At 74.5% G+C, this 16,776-nt stretch carries 15 protein-coding genes; 8 read left to right on the top strand and 7 right to left on the bottom strand.

Annotated elements, in window-relative coordinates; genetic code table 11:
- The first annotated feature begins 201 nt into the window (after window positions 1-201).
- The 4 genes from ACIGO8_RS24250 to ACIGO8_RS24235 all read left to right on the top strand — a co-directional run bounded on the left by ACIGO8_RS24250 (window position 202) and on the right by ACIGO8_RS24235 (window position 4,437).
- A complete protein-coding gene (locus ACIGO8_RS24250) occupies window positions 202-1,389 on the top strand; it encodes a sensor histidine kinase (RefSeq protein ID WP_399734361.1) in 1,188 nt (395 codons plus the stop codon).
- Window positions 1,386-2,051 (top strand): response regulator, encoded by a 666-nt coding sequence (locus tag ACIGO8_RS24245; protein WP_399734358.1) that lies wholly within the window; start codon window positions 1,386-1,388, stop codon window positions 2,049-2,051. The genes ACIGO8_RS24250 and ACIGO8_RS24245 overlap by 4 nt, the downstream gene beginning before the upstream one ends.
- A 217-nt stretch (window positions 2,052-2,268) precedes the next feature.
- Window positions 2,269-3,561, top strand: a complete 1,293-nt coding sequence (locus ACIGO8_RS24240) for a cytochrome ubiquinol oxidase subunit I (RefSeq protein WP_399734355.1) — start codon at window positions 2,269-2,271, stop codon at window positions 3,559-3,561.
- A 96-nt stretch (window positions 3,562-3,657) separates the two neighbouring features.
- Complete coding sequence (locus tag ACIGO8_RS24235; protein WP_399734353.1) at window positions 3,658-4,437, top strand: cytochrome d ubiquinol oxidase subunit II; 780 nt, start codon at window positions 3,658-3,660, stop codon at window positions 4,435-4,437.
- Here ACIGO8_RS24235 and ACIGO8_RS24230 read toward each other — a convergent pair.
- On the bottom strand, window positions 4,428-5,582 hold the full coding sequence (locus ACIGO8_RS24230; protein WP_399735056.1) for an AI-2E family transporter: 1,155 nt from the start codon (window positions 5,580-5,582) through the stop codon (window positions 4,428-4,430). The genes ACIGO8_RS24235 and ACIGO8_RS24230 overlap by 10 nt on opposite strands.
- A gap of 394 nt (window positions 5,583-5,976) precedes the next feature.
- Window positions 5,977-6,171 carry a DUF3046 domain-containing protein gene (locus tag ACIGO8_RS24225; protein WP_399734350.1) on the bottom strand — a complete coding sequence of 65 codons (195 nt, stop codon included), beginning with the start codon at window positions 6,169-6,171 and terminating at the stop codon, window positions 5,977-5,979.
- A 79-nt stretch (window positions 6,172-6,250) separates the two neighbouring features.
- Here ACIGO8_RS24225 and ACIGO8_RS24220 point away from each other — a divergent pair, with 79 nt between their 5' ends.
- Complete coding sequence (locus tag ACIGO8_RS24220; RefSeq protein WP_399734347.1) at window positions 6,251-7,186, top strand: hypothetical protein; 936 nt, start codon at window positions 6,251-6,253, stop codon at window positions 7,184-7,186.
- Window positions 7,187-7,205: 19 nt separating this feature from the next.
- On the opposite strand, the gene ACIGO8_RS24215 is transcribed toward ACIGO8_RS24220, so the two are convergent.
- The 3 genes from ACIGO8_RS24215 to ACIGO8_RS24205 form a co-directional block, all read right to left on the bottom strand.
- Window positions 7,206-7,514: an AzlD domain-containing protein gene (locus ACIGO8_RS24215; RefSeq protein WP_399734344.1), complete on the bottom strand. Its 309-nt coding sequence runs from the start codon at window positions 7,512-7,514 to the stop codon at window positions 7,206-7,208.
- Entirely contained in the window at window positions 7,511-8,368 is an 858-nt protein-coding gene (locus ACIGO8_RS24210; RefSeq protein ID WP_399734342.1) for an AzlC family ABC transporter permease, read from the bottom strand. The genes ACIGO8_RS24215 and ACIGO8_RS24210 overlap by 4 nt, the downstream gene beginning before the upstream one ends.
- 95 nt (window positions 8,369-8,463) lie before the next feature.
- Window positions 8,464-9,477, bottom strand: coding sequence for an AraC family transcriptional regulator (locus ACIGO8_RS24205; protein ID WP_399734340.1), 1,014 nt, complete (start codon window positions 9,475-9,477; stop codon window positions 8,464-8,466).
- Between the two features lie 90 nt (window positions 9,478-9,567).
- Here ACIGO8_RS24205 and ACIGO8_RS24200 point away from each other — a divergent pair, with 90 nt between their 5' ends.
- The 3 genes from ACIGO8_RS24200 (at window position 9,568) to ACIGO8_RS24190 (ending at window position 15,880) form a co-directional block, all read left to right on the top strand.
- Window positions 9,568-14,205: an ATP-dependent helicase gene (locus ACIGO8_RS24200; RefSeq protein ID WP_399734337.1), complete on the top strand. Its 4,638-nt coding sequence runs from the start codon at window positions 9,568-9,570 to the stop codon at window positions 14,203-14,205.
- Window positions 14,206-14,266: 61 nt separating this feature from the next.
- The gene (locus tag ACIGO8_RS24195; protein WP_399734334.1) at window positions 14,267-15,064 is read left to right on the top strand and encodes an Fpg/Nei family DNA glycosylase; all 798 of its coding nucleotides are present in this window, start codon (window positions 14,267-14,269) and stop codon (window positions 15,062-15,064) included.
- Between the two features lie 51 nt (window positions 15,065-15,115).
- The gene (locus tag ACIGO8_RS24190) at window positions 15,116-15,880 is read left to right on the top strand and encodes an SDR family NAD(P)-dependent oxidoreductase (RefSeq protein WP_399734331.1); all 765 of its coding nucleotides are present in this window, start codon (window positions 15,116-15,118) and stop codon (window positions 15,878-15,880) included.
- Here the strand turns inward: ACIGO8_RS24190 and ACIGO8_RS24185 are convergent.
- Both ACIGO8_RS24185 and ACIGO8_RS24180 read right to left on the bottom strand, forming a co-directional pair.
- Window positions 15,828-16,109 (bottom strand): hypothetical protein, encoded by a 282-nt coding sequence (locus ACIGO8_RS24185; protein WP_399734329.1) that lies wholly within the window; start codon window positions 16,107-16,109, stop codon window positions 15,828-15,830. The genes ACIGO8_RS24190 and ACIGO8_RS24185 overlap by 53 nt on opposite strands.
- Before the next feature lie 95 nt (window positions 16,110-16,204).
- The gene (locus ACIGO8_RS24180) at window positions 16,205-16,675 is read right to left on the bottom strand and encodes a Dps family protein (protein WP_399734326.1); all 471 of its coding nucleotides are present in this window, start codon (window positions 16,673-16,675) and stop codon (window positions 16,205-16,207) included.
- Window positions 16,676-16,776 lie beyond the last annotated feature (101 nt).

Here is a 16,776-nt window from a genome sequence, read left to right as displayed (position 1 = left end):
GACCGATCAGGCCGCGCGCGGCAGGCGCCACCCGGCCGCCGCCCGGCCAGGTCCCGCCCGGCCAGGTCCAGCCCGGCCAGTCCTGGACCGTCAGGCCCCGCCCAGCCGGGCCAGGACCGATCAGGCCAGACCAGCACCGATCAGGCCCCGTCCGCTCCGATCCGGCCCTGGGCCCCGGGCCCGCCTCCTATCCTTCCTGGCATGCCCCTCCCCCTCCGCGCGCGCGACGCCGGCGTGACGCTGCTGGTCCTCCTCGTCGTGGCGGTCTGGACGCTCGTCGCCGCCCACTACAGCGACGAGCCGGCCTCCCGCACCGCGCTCGGCTGGGTGCTGATCCTGATCGGCTGCGGGGCCCTGTACTTCCGCCGCCGGCAGCCCGTGGCGGTCGCCGTCGTGACACTGCTCGCCAGCGTCGTGTACTACCCGCTGTCCGAGCAGGACGGCCCGCTGCTCATCGCCTTCGCCCTCGCGCTCTACACCACCGCCGCCGAGGGCCGGTTCGCCGCCGCCGTCGCGCTCGCGGCCGTGACGCTGCTCGCGGTCGGCCTCGGCGAGATCCGCCAGCAGCCGGGGCACCGGCAGATCGACGACACCTCGCTGGCGATGCTGGCCGGCTGGCTGATCAGCCTGGTCGCGGTCGGCCGCGCCCAGCGCAACCGGGTCGCCTATCTGCGCGAGGTGGAGCAGCGCGCGCTGGCCGCCGAGCGGGAGCAGGAGGCCAGGGCCCGGCAGAGCGCCACCGAGGAGCGGCTGCGGATCGCCCGGGAGCTGCACGACATCCTCGGCCACAGCGTCTCGCTGATCAACGTCCAGTCGGGCGCCGCGCTGCACCGCCTCGGCAAGAACCCGGCGCCCGAGCAGGGCCTCGCGACCGCGCGGGAGGCGCTGCAGGCCGTACGGGACACCAGCAAGGAGGCGCTGCGCGAGCTGCGGGCGACCCTCGGGGTGCTGCGCCGGGCCGACGAGGAGGCGCCGACCGCGCCGGCGTCCGGGCTCGCGCTGCTGCCCGAGCTGGTGGAACGGGCCGCGAGCACCGGTCTGGACGTCCGGATCCGGGCCGAGGGCACGCCCGTGGCGCTGCCGCCGCCGGTCGACCTGGCCGCGTACCGGATCGTCCAGGAGTCGCTGACGAACGTGACCCGGCACGCGGGCGCGCGTGCGGCGCTGGTGGCGCTCGACTGGGGCGCGGACGGGCTGCGCCTGCGGATCGAGGACGACGGCGCGGGCGCGCCGGAGGACCGGCCGGCGCCGGGCAGCGGCATCCGGGGCATGGCCGAGCGGGCCCGCGCCTTCGGCGGCGAGCTGACGGCCCGTAACATTCCCGGCGGCTTCCGGGTCGACGCCCGGCTCCCGTTCACCTTCCCCGCCGACAAGGGAGAGACCGCATGATCCGCGTCGTGCTCGCCGACGACCAGACCCTGGTCCGGGCCGGTTTCCGCTCGATCCTGGCCGACGAGGACGACATCGAGGTGGTCGGCGAGGCGGCGGACGGGGAGCGCGCGGTCGCGCTCGCCCGCGAACTGCGGCCTGACGTGGTCCTGATGGACGTCCGGATGCCGGTCCTCGACGGTCTGGAGGCCACCCGCCGCATCACCGGGGACCCGGGGCTCGAGGGCGTCCGGGTGGTCATCCTCACCACCTTCGACGTCGACGACTACGTGTACGGGGCGCTGCGCGCCGGCGCGAGCGGCTTCCTGGTGAAGGACACCGAGCCGATGGAGCTGCTGCACGGAGTACGGGTGGTGGCGCGCGGCGACGCGCTGATCGCCCCGGCGGTGACCCGCCGGCTGATCGCCGAGTTCGCGGGCCGGGTGCGGCAGCCGGATCCGAGTCCACGGCTCAACGCGCTGACGGAGCGGGAGCGGGAGGTGATGGGCCTGGTGGGCGCGGGCCTGTCCAACGACGAGATCGCCCGGCGTCTCGTGCTGTCGCCCGCCACGGCGAAGACCCATGTCAGCCGGATCATGACGAAGCTGGACGTGCGGGACCGGGCGCAGTTGGTGATCCTGGCGTACGAGTCGGGGATGATCACGCCGGGCTGGCTGGCCTGACCGGCCTGACCCGGCCCGGGCCTGGGCGGGTCAGGACGGGCTGGACGGGCCTGGTCGAGGAGAGAGCCCCTAGGGGATCACCCTGCCCTTAGGGGCTACGGGGCGGCCGGCGCAACTCCTGGGGTACGCGCGCGGGGAGCGGCGCAACCGCCGGGGTAGGCCGGGTGTCCACCGCCGGCCGACGCGGTGCCCCGGGCCGTACACCGACGCTTGCTGCGTGAATCCGGACGTACTCGATCTCGCGCGCTGGCAGTTCGCCCTCACGGCGGGCGGCCACTTCCTCTTCGTCGCCCTCACCCTGGGACTCGCGACGGTCGTCGCCCTGCTCCAGACCCGGGCGACGTTCTCCGGCAAGCCTCTGCACGCCCGAATGGTGCGGTTCTGGGGCCAGTTGTACGTGATCAACTACGCGGTCGGTATCGTCACCGGCATCGTGATGGAGTTCCAGTTCGGGATGAGCTGGAGCGGGCTGACGCACTACGCGGGCAACGTCTTCGGGGCCTCGCTCGCCGTCGAGACGATCGTGGCCTTCTTCGTCGAGTCGACCTTCCTCGGCCTGTGGATCTTCGGCTGGCACCGGCTCAACCGCTGGGTCCACCTGGCGGCGATCTGGATCGTCATGATCACCGCGTATCTGTCGGCCTACTGGATCCTGGTCTCCAACGGCTTTCTCAACCACCCGGTGGGTCACCGGGCCGAGGGCGGCGTGCTGGTCCTGGACGATCCGGTCGCCCTGCTCACCAATCCCTCCGCGCTGCTCGCCTTCGGGCACGTGGTCGCCGGGGCGCTGGTGACGGCCGGGTTCTTCATGGCGGGAGTGAGCGCCTACCACCTCTTCCGGCGCACGTCGGAGGCGGAGTTCTTCACGCGCAGCCTGCGGATCGGGGTGTTCGTGGCGTGTCCCGCGCTGTGGGTGGCGGCCGTCTTCGGCGGTCTGCAGCTGGCGACCCTGAGTACCTTCCAGCCCATGAAATCGGCCGTGTTCAGTCAGAAGACCGCCGAAATCGCGCAGATCCAGGCGGACATGACCGCCCGCTTCGGGCCGGGAGACTACATCCCGTCGATCGGCCTGACCCGCGGGGCCGGCCTGGTCATGCTCCTCTGCTTCGGCCTGATGATGTACCTCACCTTCGCGGGCGTGATCCTCGCCTGCTTCAAGAAGGTCGTCCTGCGCTTCCGGCTCTGGCACCTGACCCTGATGGCGGCCGTGCCGCTGCCCTACATCGCCATGATCAGCGGCTGGGTCTTCCGCGAGGCGGGCCGCCAGCCCTGGGTGGTCTACGGGCTGCTGAAGACCGAGGACGCGGTCTCGGACCTCTCGGCCGGCACCATGCGCCTGTCGCTGACCGTCTTCGCCGGGCTCTTCCTGCTGCTCGCCGTCCTCAACGCCTGGCTGCTCGCCCGGCACGCCCGCCGAGGCCCCGTCGACGCCGGGCTCGGTCACGACGACCGGCCCACGACCGACGCCGCGCCGGATCCCGTCGACGCCCTGCCCGCCCTGCGCTACTGACCGTCCCCGGAACTTCCCCCGACCTCTCCTCGCGGAACCCGCCGTTCCCGCGCCACCGACCGTCCCCGCGCCACCGATCGTCCTGAGGAGCCGACCGTGGACACCCTCGCCCTCGCCCTGCTCGCCTTCTTCGCCGCCGGCTGGTTCGTCCTGGCCGGCGCGGACATCGGCACCGGGATGCTCACGCCGTACCTCGGCCGCACCGACCACGAGCGGCGGCTGGTCATCACCTCCTTCGCGCCGTTCTTCCTCGGCAACGAGGTCTGGCTGATCGCCACCGCCGGCGTGCTCGCCGGCTGCTTCCCCGAGCTCGAAGGCGCCCTCCTGGCCGGCCAGTTCCCGGTGCTCCTCCCGCTCCTGGCCGGCTGGATCGTGCGCGACCTGGGGCTCTGGACGCGCGGCCGCGGCCCGGGCCGCCGCTGGCGGGCGCTGTGCGACGGAGCCGTGACGGCGGGCAGCTGGGCCGTGGCGCTGGCCACCGGCTGGCTGCTCGCGGCACTGCTGACCGGTCGTCCCTACGAGCCGGCCTCCGGGCCCGGAGCCGTGCTCGTCGCCGTCGCGGTGGCCGCGCTGTTCGCCGCGCACGGGCTCGGCTTCGCGACCCTGCGCCTGACCGGGCCCGCGTACGAGCGTGCCCGCCGGCTCGTCGGGAGGGCCCGGCGCCCCTGGCACTCCTTCGCCCTCACCGCCGTCCTGCTGGGCGGGCTGCCGCTCGTCACCGGAAGCGCTCTCGCGCCCGGGTCCCAGGCCGCCGATTCCGGCACCCTCGTACTGCTGGTCCCGGCGCTGCTCGTGGTCACCGTGCCGCTCGTGGCCGTGCAGGCGTGGATCTGGCACACCTTCCGGCACCGCGTGACCGGACCCTCCTACCTCTGACGCCCTCCCGGGCGCCGGTCCCGGTGTTCCTGCTGCTCCTTCTTGTGGTGCAGGGCCTTGTGGAGGCGGGCCACGACGGCCTCGCCGTACCGCCGGTGGCCGTGGACGCGCGGATCGTCGGTCACGTCGTACCGCTTCACATAGGCGCCGAGGAAGGCCTGCAGGGTGGCGACGGCGGGGATCGCGATCAGGGCGCCGACGGCGCCGAGCAGCGCGGTGCCGGCGATGACCGAGCCGAAGGCCACGGCCGGATGGATGTCCACGGTCTTCGAGGTCAGCTTGGGCTGCAGCATGTAGTTCTCGAACTGCTGGTAGACCACGACGAAGACGAGCACCCACAGCGCGTACCACGGGTCCACGGTGAAGGCGATCAGCATCGGCAGGGCGCCCGCCAGATAGGTGCCGATGGTCGGGATGAACTGCGAGACCAGACCGACCCAGACGCCCAGCGCGGGCGCGTACGGCACGCCCAGGATCTCGAAGAGCACGAAGTGCGCGACGCCCGAGATCAGCGCCATCAGACCGCGCGAGTAGAGATAGCCGCCGGTCTTGTCGACGGCGATCTCCCAGGCCCGCAGCACCTCGGTCTGCTTCGCGGGCGGCAGCACGGAGCACAGGGCCCGGCGCAGCCGTGGCCCGTCGGCGGCGAAGTAGAACGCGAAGAGGAAGATCGTCAGGAGCTTGAAGAGGCCGCCGAGGAGGGTGGCGGAGACGTCCAGGACGCCGGCCGCGCTGTTCTGGACGTACTTCTGGAGCCAGCCGGAGCGCAGCACGCTGTCCTGGACCTCGACCCGGGACAGCTCGGTGTGGAAGTGCTCGTTGGCCCAGTTGATCAGCGAGTCGAGGTACTTGGGGAAGTTCTCGACCATGTCGACGATCTGGCCGGCGAGCATCGAGCCGAGGAGCACGACGAAGCCGACGCCGACGATCAGGACGCCGAAGAAGACGATGAACGTGGCGAGGCCCCGGCGCATGCCGCGCGCCGCCATCCGCCCGACGGCCGGTTCGATGGCGAGGGCCAGGAAGAACGCGAGCAGGATGTTGACGAGCAGCCCGATGAGCTGGTGGAAGGCCCAGCTGCCGAGCTGGAAGCAGGCGTAGAGCGCGAGGGCGAGCACCAGGGCGCGGGGCAGCCAGCGCGGCATCCGCCCGGCCGGGCCCGCGGCGGTGGCGGCGGAATCGGCGGGGCCGTGCGGACCGGCGGGGCCTTCCGCGGCCGTGGGACCTTCCGCACCGGCGGGGCCTTCGGGAGCTGCGGGGCTCTCGGGAGCTGCGGGGCCCTGGGGGCCGGTTTCCACGGCCCTGCCGCCGCCCTGGGCGGGCGTCACGGCTCCGCCCGGCGCGGCGCCGGTCAGCCCGGCGTCCCGCCCCGGCGGTGTGCTCGGGGCGGTCGGGGCAGGGCGGCCCGAGGCCGGCGTCGCGCCGGCCTCGTCGTCGCCATGGGTCTCGTCGCTGCCATCGGTCTCGTCGTTCGCGTCAATCGGGGCCACCCCGCCAGTCTCGCGCACCGCGCGGACAATCCGGCCAGGACCCGTCACATCATCGTTTCTCGGCCGGCACGCCGACGGCGGTGCAGACCGCCCGCCACACGTCCTTGGCCTCCCACCCCGCGTCCAGCGCCTGGTGCACCGTACGCCCGCCGAGTTCCGCCATCACATGGTCCCGGGCGAAGGTCTCGGCGTAGGACGCGCCGAAGTGCTCCGTCATCCGTTCCCAGAAAATCGTCAACCGCATGAACCCAGTATCCCGCCCTGACGAGTGCAGCCGGGGCCGTAGACCTTGTCATCCGCGCTGTCGCGCCTACGGTCGGAACATGGCCGGAAAACCTCCAGAAACCTCCGCTCCGTCCGCGTCTCCTCTGGCGCGGGCCGAGCACTTCGTCTGGCTGACTGCCCGCGTGCTCGAACAGCGCCGGTTCGCCTACCACTTCCTGCGCGGCGGCGCGGACCCCGTCGAGGCCGCGCTCACCGCCTACCTCAACGAGGACGGCGGTTACGGCCACGCCCTCGAGCCCGACCTGCGCGGACCGGTCAGCCAGCCGCTGCACACCGCGTACGCGCTGCGCGTGCTCGACTCGATCGGCCGGTGCGGCGGACTGCGGGTGGAGCGGATCTGCCGCTATCTCACCGAGGTGTCGACCCACGAAGGCGCGCTGCCCGCCGTCCATCCCTCGCAACGCGGCTATCCGGCGGCCCCGTTCGTCCCGGTCGAGGACGCGCCGGCCGGCGAGCTGCTGTCCACCGGCCCCGTGGTCGGCCTGCTGCACCGCAACCAGGTCTGGCACGCCTGGCTGTTCCGGGCCACCGAGTTCTGCTGGGCGGCGGTGGAGTCCCTGGAGAAGTCCCATCCGTACGAGGTCCAGGCCGCCGTCGCCTTCCTGGACGGCGTTCCCGACCGGGCCCGCGCCCAGGCGGCGAGCGACCGGCTCGGGCGGCTGGTGCGTGAGCAGGGGCTCGCCGTGCTCGACCCGGACCGGCCGGAGGACTACCCGGTGGCCGACGGCTACGCGCCGGGAGAGCACCACTATCCGCACGACTACGCGCGCGTGCCGGACTCCCTGGCGCGGCGCTGGTTCACGGACGAGGAGATGTCCCGTTCCCTGGACCACCTCGCCGCCTCGCAGCAGGAGGACGGCGGCTGGCCGGTCACCTGGCGCCAGTGGGCGCCCGGGCCGGCCCTCGAGGCCCGGCCGACGGTGACCGTGGAGGCGCTGCGTACTCTGCGCGCCCACGGTCGCCCGATCGGCTGAGGCGGCCGTCCGGGCCCTGTCAGCCGCCCAGGGCCCGGACACCGGCCGTGACCAGCACGGCCGCGCCGACCACCGCCAGGAACGGCGCCCTCAGGAGCAGGGCGAGAGCCGCGGCGCCGAGTCCGGCGGCGCGCGCGTCGAGGACGAGGGCGCCCTCGGCGCTGAAGGTCTGCTGGGCGGTCAGGGCGGCGAGCAGGGCGACCGGGACGAGTCCGGCGAGGCGCCGGACGAGCGGCCGCTCCAGGGCTCCGGCCGGGACGAGCAGGCCGAGCAGCTTGACCAGGTAGCAACCGGCCGCGGTGAGCGCGACGGCGATCCAGACGTTCATCGGGCGTCCTCCTCACGGACCTTGTCGGCGCGGCCGCCGGTTTCACGGGCCTCGTCGGCGCGGCCGCCGGGTTCCTGGGTCTCGTCGGCGCGGACGCCGGTTTCACGGGCCTCGGCTCCACGGGCCTCGTCGGCGCGGGGCTCGGCGGCGCCGCGGCCCCGGAGCCAGAGCACGGCGGGCGCGGCCAGGCCGGCGGCCAGGACCGGGACACCGGCCGGCAGGACGGGCAGCAGCCCGAGGCCGAGCAGTACGGCGAGGGCGGCGGTGGCCCGCTCCGTGCCGGTCCGCAGCATCGGCGCGAGCAGCGCCAGGAAGACGGCGGGCCCTGCCGCGTCCAGGCCCCAGGCGTCGGTGTCGCCGATGGCCTCGGCGCCCAGCGCGCCGAGCAGCGTGGTGACGTTCCACAGCACGTACAGCGAGACCGCGGTCACGGTGAAGCCGAGCCGCGCGGACCGCCGGTCCGGCTGGGCGAGGGCGACGGCCGTGGTCTCGTCGATGACGGCCTGGGCGGCGAACGGCCGGACCGACCGCCGCAGCGCGAGCAGCTGGGACAGGCGCAGCCCGTAGAAGGCGTTGCGGGTGCCGACGAAGAAGGCCCCGGCGGCGGCCGTGAACGGGTTCCCGCCCGCCGCGAGGGCGCCCACCAGCGCGAACTGCGAGGCGCCGGTGAACACGAAGAGGCTCAGCGCACAGGTCTGGAGCAGGCTGAGGCCCGCTCCCGCCGAGGTCACGCCGAAGGCGAAGCCCGAGAGTCCGACGGCGACGCCGACGCCGAGCGCGTCGCGGACGACGGCGGCGTCGGGCTTGGAGACTGGTTCTGCACGTATCGCGGGAGGTGCTGTTCGTTCTGCCACCTCACCGACGCTACGAGCCGGGGCCGGGCCGGTCTTGTACGTTCTTGCGCCCCGCCCAGCCCCTCACCGCCCCACCCCGCCCGCCCCGCACGCGCCTAACCGGCCCGTTTCCCGGCCGCCCGGGCCCGCTGGTACGCGCCCGGAGGCACGCCCACGCTGCGGGTGAAGTGCCGGTTGAGGTGCGGCTGGTCCGTGAAGCCGACGGCGACGGCGGCCTCGGCCGGAGGCGTCCCGGCGTCCAGAAGGCGCCGTGCCCGCCGGACCCGGGCGTCGGTCAGCCAGGTGTGCGGCGGCATGCCGTACGCGGCGCGGAAGGCCCGCAGCAGGGCGAACGGGCTGGTGCCGAGCTCGGCCGCGAGGCGTTCCAGGGTCGGCGGCTCGGCCATCCGCTCCTCCAGGACGGCACGCGCGCGGGCCGCGTCCCGGGCTCCGGCGGCGAGCGGCGCCAGCGGCCGGACCCGGCCGCCGTGACTGCGCAGCATCCGCTCGGTGACCAGTCGCAGCAGACTGTCGGCGGCGAGCGCGTTGCCCTCCTCGGCGGCCCGGTGGACGCCGACGACCAGCTGGGCGGCGTACGGGTCGTCGACGACGGGATCGGTGAACCCGACGTCGCCGCGCAGCGCGATGGTGTCGGCCGCGATCTCCCGGATCAGTCCGGCGTCCGGGTAGATCGTGCGGTAGGTCCATCCCTCGGGCACGCCGGCCTGGCCGGTGTGCGGGGTGTCCGGGTTCACCAGCGCGATCTGGCCCGGACCGGCCCGGACCAGGTCGCCGCCGTAGTGGAAGGCCTCGACGCCCTCGGTGATGGCGGCGAACACGAAGCTCTCGTGGGTGTGCCGGGAGAAGGACTTGCGCACGTAGTGGGCGTGCAGCAGATCCACCTGGGGCAGTCCGTCCGGACGCCAGTAGCGGGCCCGCTCGCCACGGCCGACGCCCGGGCCGGCCGGTCCGCCGGCGGGCGCGCCGCTCCGGTCGCCCTCGGCGACGGCGTGCCCGCGCGCCGAGGCCGCCCGCGCCGCGGCCGCCCGGGCCACGGAAGTCCGGGCCGCCTGGCCTGAGTGAGCCTCACCGGTGTGCGCGTCGCCGGTGTGCGCGTCGCCGCTCGCCATGCGTCCATTCTGCGTCACGGCGCCGGGCCGCCACGACTCGGTTTCCGCAGGTCCGGGCGGTTGTCAGTGGTGGGGTGCACGATGGAGGGCATGGTCAGGTCCGCGCTCGACGACTTCTCCCCCGCGACCCGCAGCTGGTTCACCGGGGCCTTCACCGCGCCCACCGCCGCGCAGGAGGGCGCCTGGCGGGCCATCGGCGCGGGTTCGGACGTGCTCGTCGTCGCGCCGACCGGTTCCGGCAAGACGCTGGCCGCGTTCCTCGCCTCGCTCGACCGGCTCGCGGCCACGCCGCCGCCCGCCGACGCCAAGAAGCGCTGCCGGGTGCTGTACGTGTCGCCGCTGAAGGCCCTCGCCGTCGACGTGGAGCGCAACCTGCGCTCGCCGCTGACCGGCATCCGCCAGGAGTCGGTCCGGCTCGGGCAGCCCGAGCCGGACGTGAAGGTCGGCATCCGCTCCGGTGACACTCCCGCCGCCGAGCGGCGGGCGCTGGCCACCCGGCCGCCGGACATCCTGATCACCACACCCGAGTCGCTGTTCCTCATGCTGACCTCGGCCACGCGTGACGCGCTCGCGGGCGTCGAGACGGTCATCCTGGACGAGGTGCACGCGGTCGCGGGCACCAAGCGCGGCGCCCACCTGGCGCTCTCCCTGGAGCGGCTCGACGAGCTGCTGCCCCGGCCGGCCCGCCGGATCGGCCTGTCGGCGACGGTGCGGCCGGTGGAGGAGGTGGCGCGCTATCTCTCGCCGCAGCGGAAGGTGGAGATCGTCCAGCCGCCGTCCGGCAAGGAGTTCGACCTCTCCGTGGTCGTGCCCGTGGAGGACATGGGCGAGCTGGGCGGCTCGCCCGCCTCGGAGGGCACCGACGGCGGCGACAAGCCCTCCATCTGGCCGCACGTGGAGGAGCGGATCGCCGACCTCGTCCAGGCGCACCGCTCGACGATCGTGTTCGCGAACTCCCGCCGCCTGGCCGAGCGGCTGTGCAACCGGCTGAACGAGATCGCGTACGAGCGGGCGACCGGCGAGGCCCTGCCCGACGACGCCCCGCCCGCCGAGATCATGGCCCAGTCGGGCGCGGCCCAGGGCGCGCCGCCGCTGCTCGCCCGCGCGCACCACGGCTCGGTCTCCAAGGAGCAGCGGGCGCTGGTCGAGGAGGACCTGAAGGCCGGCCGGCTGCCGGCCGTGGTGGCCACGTCCAGCCTGGAACTGGGCATCGACATGGGCGCGGTGGACCTGGTCGTCCAGGTGGAGTCGCCGCCGTCGGTCGCCTCCGGTCTCCAGCGCGTGGGCCGCGCCGGCCACCAGGTGGGCGCGGTCTCGACGGGCGTGGTCTTCCCGAAGTACCGGGGCGATCTGGTGCAGTCGGCGGTGGTGACCGAGCGGATGCGGAGCGGCGCGATCGAGTCGCTGCGGGTCCCGGCGAATCCGCTGGACGTGCTGGCCCAGCAGCTGGTGGCGATGGTCGCCCTGGACAGCTGGCAGGTGGACGACCTGCTGGCGACGGTCCGCCGGGCGGCGCCGTTCGCGGCGCTGCCGGAGTCGGCGTTCACGGCGGTCCTGGACATGCTGGCCGGGCGCTATCCCTCGGACGCCTTCGCCGAGCTGCGCCCGCGCGTGGTGTGGGACCGGGTGACGGGGACGGTCACGGGCCGGCCCGGCGCCCAGCGGCTCGCCGTCACCTCGGGCGGCACGATCCCGGACCGTGGCCTGTTCGGCGTGTTCCTGGCCGGCGCCGACCCGAAGAAGGGCGGCGGCCGGGTCGGTGAGCTGGACGAGGAGATGGTGTACGAGTCGCGGGTCGGCGACGTCTTCACGCTGGGCACCACGTCCTGGCGCATCGAGGACATCACCCGCGACCGGGTCCTGGTCTCGCCCGCGCCGGGCGTGCCGGGTCGGCTGCCGTTCTGGAAGGGCGACCAGCTGGGCCGGCCGCTCGAGCTGGGCCGCGCGGTGGGCGCGTTCCTGCGCGAGGTCGGCGCGCTGGCGCCCGACGACGCCCGGCTGCGACTGCTCGCCGCCGGGCTCGACGCCTGGGCGGCGGAGAACGTGGTGGCCTATCTGGCCGAGCAGCGCGAGGCCTGCGGCCATGTGCCCGACGACCGGACGATCCTGGTGGAGCGGTTCCGCGACGAGCTCGGCGACTGGCGGGTCGTCATCCACTCGCCGTTCGGGGCGCAGGTGCACGCGCCGTGGGCGCTGGCCCTGGGCGCCCGGCTCGCCGAGCGGTACGGGATGGACGCGCAGGTCATGCACGCCGACGACGGCATCGTGCTGCGCCTGCCCGACGCGGACCTGATGGGTCTCGACCTGCTGGACAGCGAGCCGGTGGACCCGGGCCGGTTCGCCGACACCGCCTTCGACAGCGAGCAGGCGCCCGTCGGCGCGGCGGACGTCGCCTTCGACAAGGGCGAGATCGAGCAGATCGTCACCGACCAGGTGGGCGGCTCCGCGCTGTTCGCCTCCCGCTTCCGGGAGTGCGCGGCGCGCGCCCTGCTGCTGCCCAAGCGGAATCCGGGCAAGCGCACTCCGCTGTGGCAGCAGCGGCAGCGGGCGGCGCAGCTGCTCCAGGTGGCGAGCGAGTTCGGCTCCTTCCCGATCGTGCTCGAGGCGGTCCGCGAGTGCCTCCAGGACGTCTTCGACGTCCCGGGCCTGCGCGAGCTGATGGGTGACATCGAGTCCCGCCGGGTGCGTCTGGTGGAGGTCACCACTCCCGAGCCGTCGCCGTTCGCCCGTTCCCTGCTCTTCGGGTACGTGGCCCAGTTCCTGTACGAGGGCGACTCGCCGCTCGCGGAGCGGCGGGCGGCCGCCCTCTCGCTGGACTCGCGGCTGCTCGCCGAGCTGCTGGGCCAGGCGGAGCTGCGCGAGCTGCTCGACGCGGACGTGCTCACCGAGCTGGAGCGGGAGCTCCAGTGGCTGACCGAGGACCGGCGGATCAAGGACGCGGAAGGCGTCGCCGACCTGCTGCGGGTGCTCGGGCCGCTGACGGACGCGGAACTGGCCGCGCGCGGCGCCGGGACGGACTGGGCCGAGCAGCTGTCGCGGGCCCGGCGGGCGATCCGGGTGCGGATCGCCGGCGCGGACCACTGGGCGGCGATCGAGGACGCGGGCCGGCTGCGGGACGCGCTGGGCACCGCGCTCCCGGTGGGCGTGCCGGAGGCGTTCACGGAGCCGGTGAAGGACCCGCTGGGCGACCTCCTCGCCCGCTACGCCCGCACCCACGGCCCGTTCACCTCCTCCGAGGCCGCGGCCCGCTTCGGCCTGGGCTCCGCCGTCACCGACGGCGCCCTGCAGCGCCTGGCCGCCGCCGGCCGGGTGGTCCAGGGCGAGTTCCACCCGTCCGGCATCGGCCAGGAATGGTGCGACGCCGCGGTCCTGCGCCGGCTGCGCCGCCGCTCGCTGGCCGCCCTGCGGCACGAGCTGGAGCCGGTGCCGCCGGCCGCGCTCGCCACGTTCCTGCCCCAGTGGCAGCACCTCGGCAGCAACAGCCTGCGCGGCATCGACGGCCTGGCCCGCGCGATCGAGCAGCTCCAGGGCGCGCCGGTGCCGGCGTCGGCGCTGGAGAAGCTGATCCTGCCGTCCCGGGTGCGGGACTACTCCCCCGGCCTCCTGGACGAGCTGACCACCACCGGCGAGGTCGTCTGGGCGGGCGCAGGCGCGCTGCCCGGCAAGGACGGCTGGATCTCGCTGTATCTGGCCGACGCGGCGCCGCTGCTCCTGCCGCCGCCCCATCCGCTGGAGCTCACCGGGCTCCACGAGTCCGTCCTGACGATCCTGTCCGGCGGATACGGGCTGTTCTTCCGCCAGATCGCCGACCAGGTGCGGGCCACCACCCATCCGGACGCCACGGATCCGCAGCTCGCGGACGTGCTGTGGGACCTGGCCTGGTCGGGACGGCTCACCAACGACACCGTGGCCCCGCTGCGCTCGCTGCTCGGCTCGGGCCGCACGGCCGGCTCCACGGCGCACCGTGCCCGGCGCACGGTCCCGCGCGGGCGGTACGGCACGCTGAGCGCCGCCGCCCGACCGGCCTCCCGCACCGGCCCGCCCACGGTCAGCGGCCGCTGGTCCCTGCTGCCGCCGCCCGAGCCGGAGCCCACCCACCGGGCGCACGCCCTGGCCCGCACGCTCCTTGACCGGCACGGCGTGGTGACGCGCGGTGCGGTGGCCGCCGAGGGCGTGGAGGGCGGCTTCTCCGCCACGTATCGGATCCTGTCGGCGTTCGAGGACAGCGGGCAGGCTCGCCGCGGCTATGTGGTGGAGGGTCTCGGCGCGGCCCAGTTCGCCATGGACGGTGCCGTGGACCGGCTGCGCGCCGCGGCGAACGCCCGGGACCGGGGCGCCGAGGAGGGCGCGGGCCCGCGCGCGGTGGTCCTGGCGGCGGCCGACCCGGCGAACGCGTACGGGGCGGCGCTGTCCTGGCCCGAGCCGCCGTCCGGCGCCGGTCACAAGCCGGGCCGCAAGGCGGGCGCGATGGTGGTCCTGGTGGACGGAGAGCTGACGCTCTACATGGAGCGGGGCGGCAAGACGCTGCTGTCCTGGCAGGCCGAGCCGGAGTCCCCGGCGTTGCGGGCGGCGGCGGAGGCCCTGGCCGCGGCGGCGTCGGCGGGCTCGCTCGGCACGGTCACGGTGGAGCGGATCAACGGCGCGACCGCCCTGACCTCCCCGCTCTCCCGCCCGCTGGAGTCCGCCGGCTTCCACGCCACCCCGCGCGGCCTGCGCCTCCGCGCCTGAGCCGACCGCCGGCGCCCCGGCCCTCAGCGCCCCCGGCAGCCCCGCACGGCATCATGGCCCCATGCCCGAAGGAGACACCGTCTGGTACGAGGCGCACCGGCTCGACACGGCGCTCGCCGGGCGGGTGCTCACGCGGTCCGACCTGCGTGTGCCCCGCTTCGCGACCGCCGATCTGACCGGGCGGCGGGTCCTCGACGTCACGCCGCGCGGCAAGCATCTGCTCGCCCGGGTCGAGGGCGGGCTCACCCTCCACTCGCACCTGCGGATGGACGGGGCCTGGCGGGTGTACGCCACGGGAGAGCGCCCGCGCGGCGGCCCCGCCCACCAGATCCGGGCGATCCTCGGGAACGTGGAGTTCACGGCGTACGGCTACCGCCTGCCGGTCCTGGAGCTGATCCGTACGGCCGAGGAGGAGCGGGTGGTCGGCCACCTCGGCCCGGATCTGCTCGGCCCGGACTGGGACCCGGCCGAGGCCGTGCGCCGTCTGTCCGCCGACCCGGCCCGCACGCTCGCCGAGGCCCTGCTCGACCAGCGGAACCTCGCCGGCATCGGCAACGTGTACAAGTGCGAGCTGGCGTTCCTCGCCGGCGTCACGCCCTGGCTGCCGGTCGGCGACCTCGCGCCGGGCGTCCCTGAGCGGCTGGTCGCCACCGCGCACCGGCTCCTGGAGGAGAACAAGGAACGGCCCGGGATGCGCACGACGGCCACCCGCCGCCCCGGCGGCGAGCGCCTGCACGTCTACGGCCGCGAGGGCCGCCCCTGCCCGCGCTGCGGCACGCCCGTCCGCAAGGCGGAGCTCGCCGACCGCGTGACGTACTGGTGCCCCGGCTGCCAGAAGGGCCCGCAGCGGGAGCCGTAAAACCGGGCACGCCAATTGACGACCCGTCAGATCCGGTCGTACGGTCCGGGCATGGCCCTCACCGCGTACGACCTCACCGGCCGCACCGCCTTCGTCACGGGCGCGGCCAGCGGCATCGGCCGCGCGACCGCCGCCCTCCTCGCCAAGGCCGGGGCGACCGTCCACTGCGCGGACCGCGACGCACCCGGCCTGAAGGAGACCGCGGCCCTGATCGGCGAACGCGGCGGCACCGCGCACACCCACGCCCTGGACGTCACCGACCGCGCCGCCCTCGCCGCCGCCGTACGCGCCGCCGGCCCGCTGCACGTGATGGCGGCCGTCGCCGGCATCATGCACACGAGCACGGTTCTGGAGACCCGCGACGAGGACCTCGACCGGGTCCTCGCGGTGAACTTCAAGGGCGTGCTGCACGCCTGCCAGGAGGCCGCCCGCTCGATGATCGAGCACGGCGTGCGGGGTTCCGTCGTCACCATGGCCTCGGGCGCGATGGACGCCGCGAGTCCGGGTCTGCTCTGCTACAGCGTCGCGAAGGCGGCCGTGGTACAGCTGACGAAGACGCTGGCCGCCGAGGTCGGCCGGCACGGCATCCGGGTCAACGCGGTCGCTCCGGGCTGGATCCGCACGCCCATGACCGACCGTCACGAGCCGGCCGCCCAGGAGCAGGCCGAGGCGGCGATGGTGCGCGTCTCGCCCCTGGGCCGGGTCGGCGAGCCGGAGGACATCGCCCACGCGGTCCTTCATCTCGCCAGTGACGCCTCGTCGTTCACGACGGGTCAGATCCTCCGCCCCAACGGCGGCGTCGCGATGCCCTGGTGATCCCGGGGATGCCAAGGGTCCCGGGCGCGCGCGGCGGGCGGGACGAGGCGGCCACGTGCACCGGCAACAGGCTCAGCCCCCAGCCGCCCGCGGCCACCGCCCCCTCGACCGGTCCCGTGTCCCCCGGCACCAGCAGCAGGCGCACGACCGCCCACCACCAGAGCCCACCGGCCACCAGTCCGGCCGCGCCCAGCATGAGCGTCACCAGCGGAACCCGTCGCCGTACCATGGCCGCCTCCTCCGGTCGACGCTAGTCCCGCCGGATCACTCGGCGGGAGGGCGCACAGGAGGCAGACCGGGCGCACACCACGCGTATCGCCACGGTCAGGCGCTCTCGGCCTGGAACATCCAGGCGTGCTTCTCGAGGTCCGCAGTGAGGCCGATGAGGATGTCCTGGGTCACCGGGTCCGGCTGCTCGGTCGCCTCGATGCGCTCACGCATCCGCGCCGTCACGGCGCCGAGCGCGTCCACGAGGATCCGTACCGCCTGGTCGTCCTTGATCCAGCCCTCCGGCACGGCTCCGATCGCGCTGCCCGAGGCCACCGTCGCCGCGCGCCCGTCCGGGTTCACGCCGATCGCCGAGGCGCGCTCGGCCACCGTGTCGGAGTGGGTCCGGGCGGTGGTGACGACCTCGTCGAGCTGGAGGTGGACGGAACGGAAACGGGGCCCGACCACGTTCCAGTGGACCTGCTTGGCCACCAGCGCGAGGTCGACCAGGTCGACCAGCGCACCCTGCAAGGCGTTGCCGACCGTCTTCAGGTCGGCGTCGGACAGGGAGCTCTTCACGACAGACATGCGCACTCTCTCCGTTCGGTCGTACGGGGGTTCCCCCACCATGGCACGCATGACCGGAATCCGGCATCTCAAACGCAATCAACTGATTACCGGACCAAAGT

This window comes from Streptomyces sp. NPDC053493 (assembly GCF_044544825.1).
In the GTDB taxonomy this organism is placed as follows: domain Bacteria; phylum Actinomycetota; class Actinomycetes; order Streptomycetales; family Streptomycetaceae; genus Streptomyces.
This window is presented reverse-complemented; position numbering and strand designations above follow the sequence as displayed.

Excerpts from the sequence above, each read along its gene's own strand:
- ACIGO8_RS24245 (WP_399734358.1), top strand. The coding sequence starts at position 1,386 with ATGATCCGCGTCGTGCTCGCCGACGACCAGACCCTGGTCCGGGCCGGT.
- ACIGO8_RS24250 (WP_399734361.1), top strand. The coding sequence starts at position 202 with ATGCCCCTCCCCCTCCGCGCGCGCGACGCCGGCGTGACGCTGCTGGTC.
- ACIGO8_RS24230 (WP_399735056.1), bottom strand. The coding sequence starts at position 5,582 with ATGCCGCGCTGGCTGCCCCGCGCCCTGGTGCTCGCCCTCGCGCTCTAC.
- ACIGO8_RS24200 (WP_399734337.1), top strand. The coding sequence starts at position 9,568 with ATGGTCAGGTCCGCGCTCGACGACTTCTCCCCCGCGACCCGCAGCTGG.
- ACIGO8_RS24205 (WP_399734340.1), bottom strand. The coding sequence starts at position 9,477 with ATGGCGAGCGGCGACGCGCACACCGGCGACGCGCACACCGGTGAGGCT.
- ACIGO8_RS24215 (WP_399734344.1), bottom strand. The coding sequence starts at position 7,514 with ATGAACGTCTGGATCGCCGTCGCGCTCACCGCGGCCGGTTGCTACCTG.
- ACIGO8_RS24225 (WP_399734350.1), bottom strand. The coding sequence starts at position 6,171 with ATGCGGTTGACGATTTTCTGGGAACGGATGACGGAGCACTTCGGCGCG.
- ACIGO8_RS24180 (WP_399734326.1), bottom strand. The coding sequence starts at position 16,675 with ATGTCTGTCGTGAAGAGCTCCCTGTCCGACGCCGACCTGAAGACGGTC.
- ACIGO8_RS24185 (WP_399734329.1), bottom strand. The coding sequence starts at position 16,109 with ATGGTACGGCGACGGGTTCCGCTGGTGACGCTCATGCTGGGCGCGGCC.
- ACIGO8_RS24195 (WP_399734334.1), top strand. The coding sequence starts at position 14,267 with ATGCCCGAAGGAGACACCGTCTGGTACGAGGCGCACCGGCTCGACACG.
- ACIGO8_RS24220 (WP_399734347.1), top strand. The coding sequence starts at position 6,251 with ATGGCCGGAAAACCTCCAGAAACCTCCGCTCCGTCCGCGTCTCCTCTG.
- ACIGO8_RS24190 (WP_399734331.1), top strand. The coding sequence starts at position 15,116 with ATGGCCCTCACCGCGTACGACCTCACCGGCCGCACCGCCTTCGTCACG.